This is a genomic window from Albidovulum sp., assembly GCF_049646345.1.
Taxonomy (GTDB): domain Bacteria; phylum Pseudomonadota; class Alphaproteobacteria; order Rhodobacterales; family Rhodobacteraceae; genus Albidovulum.
This window is the reverse complement of the sequence record NZ_JBARVQ010000211.1, coordinates 1-4311: the sequence shown is the minus strand read 5'-3', so window position 1 is coordinate 4311 and position 4311 is coordinate 1. Positions and strand designations below refer to the sequence as shown.

Below are 4311 nucleotides of genomic sequence, written 5' to 3'. Positions count from 1 at the left end.
TGGCTACGATGCGGTGTTGTTCGGCGAGGGGTGGGAGGGGAATGGGGAGCGGCTTCAACTTCGCAGCTTTAATACCCTTTGCTGTCATCCCCGTGGCTTGCTCGTCGATCAAGGCCTGCATTACATCACTCTGGATAGTGAGCATCAGGTATCGGGTATTGATTTCGGCATAGGGCTGAAAGCAAATGACCCGCTGTGCGAGCGCGAACGGTTCCTGAATATCGTTGAGGCAAATATTCGCGAGTGGTGCCTCAGTGGTAAAGAAGAGATCGCCCAACTTCGGAAATCCCCTGCTCATCCACGCCTTGAAGGTCTTTTCGGAAATGTATTCCCGGGGTTCACGGTTCAGCGCCCCCATTCGCACGTTCTTCGCCGTGATCAGCGGCACTCCACCTTCGGTCTTTGGGGGTGTGTTTCCACGATAATCGATGAACAAGAACAGGTTCTCGAATGACTGCACAGCCCAACCGTCAGGCAGGCCTACGGGATAGCTTGATTCATCGGCATCGGGTGCGAGCTTGTTCCTTGCGTCTCCGGTTGCTTGCTTATGCGCAATCTTTGCCGCCTTGAACCGCTTCAACAACTCCGCCGCCGGTTCATCTGCCGCGTCTTGCGCCACCAGTTTCCCGCGGACGGCGAGGTTCAGGATGGTTTGGCGGAGGGGTTTGATTTGGTCGGGGCGGGTTGTGAGGGCGGGGAGGGTTTGCAGGGCAGAGCGGGCGTGGGATTGGAAATCTGGTTCTGTCGTCTCTGGCGCGGTCAGGCGGGCGAGGCTGGCGGCGGTGAGCTTGTCGCGCACCCCCTCCCGCCCCGCGCGGGCCTCTTCCAACCGATCACACAGCGCCATCAACTCATCCACCTTGGCCACGATGCGGTGCTGCTCGGCGAGGGGTGGGATAGGGACAATCAAATTTTGAAGGTCGGTCAATGAAACATTGTTCATAGCACCACCGCGAGCCTTCTCCTTGATGGCTTCCGAGACAGAAGAACGGAGAATTAAGATAAGAAAATCCGCATCATACGGAATTGACGTCCCACGGATAATTGCCAGCGCTTGGTTCGTATTCGCTGGAACAGTTTCCGGCGTGACGAGTGCACATGTTCCAATGCTCCCCGCTATTGAAAATAGAAGGTCGCCAGCATGAAGTTTTGAGCGAGCAAGAAACTCGTGGGTTTCGTCAGAGATGAAGCTTGTAATGCTTTTTTCTGAGATACGGCCATCGACAATCGATTCAACTTTGATGAAGTTGACCCCATTGTCGGTGTACGCGTGGCCGTATGAAGTTGGCGTGCTGCCTTTGGTGATGACAGTTGACAAGTTTCCAAGCCTCTCAAGGCACCAGGTTTCTGGGTGGGAGACCCCATAGTCTTCTGGAGAAATGGCGTCCATTTCCTTGGGCCGCCGGATTTCTTTTGCCTTAACCAACCGCGCTTTCTCCGCCGCGATCCGCTTCAGCAAGTCCGACGCCGGTTCATCCGCCGCATCCTGCTCCATCAGCTTCCCGCGCACCGCCAAATCCAGCACAAAGCGCCGCAGCTTGGGGATCGCGTCGGGGGCCTCGGAAATGCGGGCGTAGTGGTGCAGGAGGTCTTCGGCATTCATCGGGCCAGCGCCTCGGCCAGCACAGCCTTCAGCTGTTCGCGCAGGGTGGCGACCTCGGCCTCTGCCCCGTCCAACTCGGCCAGCAGGGTTTCGGGATCGCCGTGATCCTCCTCCACCGTATGGGGGTTCTTGACGTCAAGGTTGTAGCCGCGCGCCTTGATTTCATCCGCTGTCACCTTCCACGCCTGCGGGCCTTCAACGCGGCCTTCACGCGCGGCCCCACCCCACCATGCGGCGCAATCGTCCAGATGATCCAACCGGATCGGTTTGGTCATGGAATAGGCTTTTTGCCCCTCAGGCACGCGGTGCTCCCAATACCAGATGTCTTGCGTGGGCTGGCCCTTTTCAAAGAACAGCAGGTTGGTGCCAATGGAGGCATAGGGTTTGAAGACCGAGTTGGGCAGCCGCACGATGGTGTGCAGGTTGCATTCCTCCATCAGGTGTTCCTTGAGCCGGGTCTTGATGCCTTCGCCAAAGAGCGAGCCATCGGGCAGGACCACGGCGGCGCGGCCACCGGGTTTGAGCAGGCGGATGATCAGGGCAAGGAACAGATCGGCAGTTTCGCGGGTCTTGAAGGTGGGGAAGTTGCTTTCGATCCCGTCCTCTTCCTTGCCGCCGAAGGGCGGGTTGGTCAGCACGATGTCGACCCGTTCATCCCGCGTCCAACTGACCAGCGGGCGGGCCAGCGTGTTGTCGTGGCGCACGAAGTCGGGTTCCTCGACCCCGTTGAGCAGCATGTTGGTGACGCAGAGCATGTGGGGCAGCGGTTTCTTTTCCACCGCGCGCAGGGCGCCTTGCATCAGCGCCTCATGCTCGGGGCGTTTGACGTAATTGTCGCGCATGTGGCGCATGGCGCAGGTCAGAAAGCCGCCGGTGCCACAGGCGGGGTCAAACATGATTTCGCCGGGGTGCGGGTCGATCTGCTGGACCATGAAGGCGGTGACGGCGCGCGGGGTGTAGTATTCGCCCGCGTTGCCCGCGTTTTGCAGGTCATTCAGGATTTGCTCGTAGATATCGCCGAAGTGCTGGCGCTCGGTCAGGTTGTTGAAGTCGACCTCGTTGATCTTGTTGATCATCTGCCGCATCAGCTGGCCAGATTTCATGTAGTTATAGGCATCCTCGAACACATCGCGGACGACCTTGGCGCGGGGGCCTGCGTTGGTGGGCAGCGCTTTGAGGTCGGGGAACAGGGTGTTGTTGACGAACTCCAGCAGCGTATCGCCGGTGATCCCCTCTGGGTCTGCCGCCCAAGCGCGCCATTGCAGGGCATCGGGGATGGGCGAGGTGTAGTCATCCTTGGTCAGTTCGAGTTCCTGATCCTGATCGTCGATGATCTTGAGGAAGAACATCCAGCACAACTGGCTGATGCGCTGGGCATCGCCATCCACGCCGGTGTCTTTGCGCATGATGTCCTGAATGGACTTAACGAGGGTACGGACGGACATGGGTTATGCGCTTTCATCGTAGATTGCAGATTGCAGGTCGTGGACGGCCTGTTCGAATTTGGGTTTTCCACCGAAAGCACGGACAAGTTCAACCACACTTCCCATGCCGCTGAACGGCGCGATTTTCAGAACGCCGAGGTCGTCGAGGTTCATGACGCCTTCGTCGGCATATTTTTCGAGGAGCGCTTCGAGGACCGACTTCGCCTGGGGGCCGTATTTGGTGAATACATCCCGCTTTTTCACGCTTTCGGCCCGCTCGCGCCGCGTCAGTGGTTTCGCATCAAATGCGATGTGGCAGATCAGGTCGAAGGGATCGAGATCCTTGCCCAGTTCTTCGGCAATTGCATCAAGTGGCAGACCCTCGGCTTCGAGTTCTTCAAAGACGGCCTGCTTGCGGCCTTCGCCATTCCAGCGCTTGAGGAAATCGTCAAGGCTCGCAAACTGGCGCCGGAGGGCCTTGCGGGTGTAATCGCGCAGAGACTCTGTCACCAGCTTGCCGTTCTCGTCGAGGTACTCGATGCGTTCCGCAACGATAACCGCCCCAACACCATCCACGTAAACCTTGCGGATTGGCCCGCCGCCCGTGGTGCCAGTGAACGGATCAACGGGATCAATCGGATCGATCAGCACAGTTTCATCGTCGCCGGGCTCTGGCGACAAGGGCTCACCATCAATGTCAGTTTGCGGGGCATCATCCGGCGGCGTGATCGGATCATCGGGACCGGGCTGGTAAATCTGCACCGGCTCGCCGTCAAATTCCGGGTCGGCAAAATGGCTGGTGGAGCCGCGGAAATCCATGACGGTGAAGAACAGCTTTTGCGTATCTTCATGCACACGGGTGCCGCGGCCGACAATCTGCTTGAACTCGGTCATAGACCCGACTTCGCGGTCCAGAACGATCAGTCGGCAGGTTTGTGCGTCGACACCAGTCGAGAGCAGCCGGGATGTCGTCACGATCACCGGATAAGGAGCCTCAGGATCGATAAAGTTCCCCAGTTGGTCCAGCCCGTCTTTGTCGCTTCCAGTGATACGCATGACATAGCGATGGTTTTGCGCAACCATATCTGCGTTTTCGTTTATAAGAGCCTGTCGCATCCGGGCAGCGTGTTCCTGGTCGACACAGAAAACGATGGTTTTGGCCATCCGGTCGCCGCTTTGCTTCAGGAACTCTGTGACCTTTTGAGCGACCAACTTTGTACGGTCGTCTAGCACCAGCGTGCGGTCGAAATCCTTCGTGTTGTAGATACGATCTTCAACCTCTTC

General features: G+C 58.1%; 3 protein-coding genes. All 3 read right to left on the bottom strand.

The window, feature by feature from the left end:
* Positions 1 to 1603 (bottom strand): restriction endonuclease subunit S (locus tag WBB85_RS05140; RefSeq protein WP_432637555.1); only part of this gene is annotated, 1603 nt, incomplete at its 3' end.
* Positions 1600 to 3048, bottom strand: coding sequence for an N-6 DNA methylase (locus WBB85_RS05135; RefSeq protein WP_432637553.1), 1449 nt, complete (start codon positions 3046 to 3048; stop codon positions 1600 to 1602). The genes WBB85_RS05140 and WBB85_RS05135, both read right to left, overlap by 4 nt.
* Positions 3049 to 3051: 3 nt before the next feature.
* Positions 3052 to 4311: type I restriction-modification enzyme R subunit C-terminal domain-containing protein (locus tag WBB85_RS05130; protein ID WP_432637552.1), on the bottom strand; the 1260-nt coding region annotated here is incomplete at its 5' end.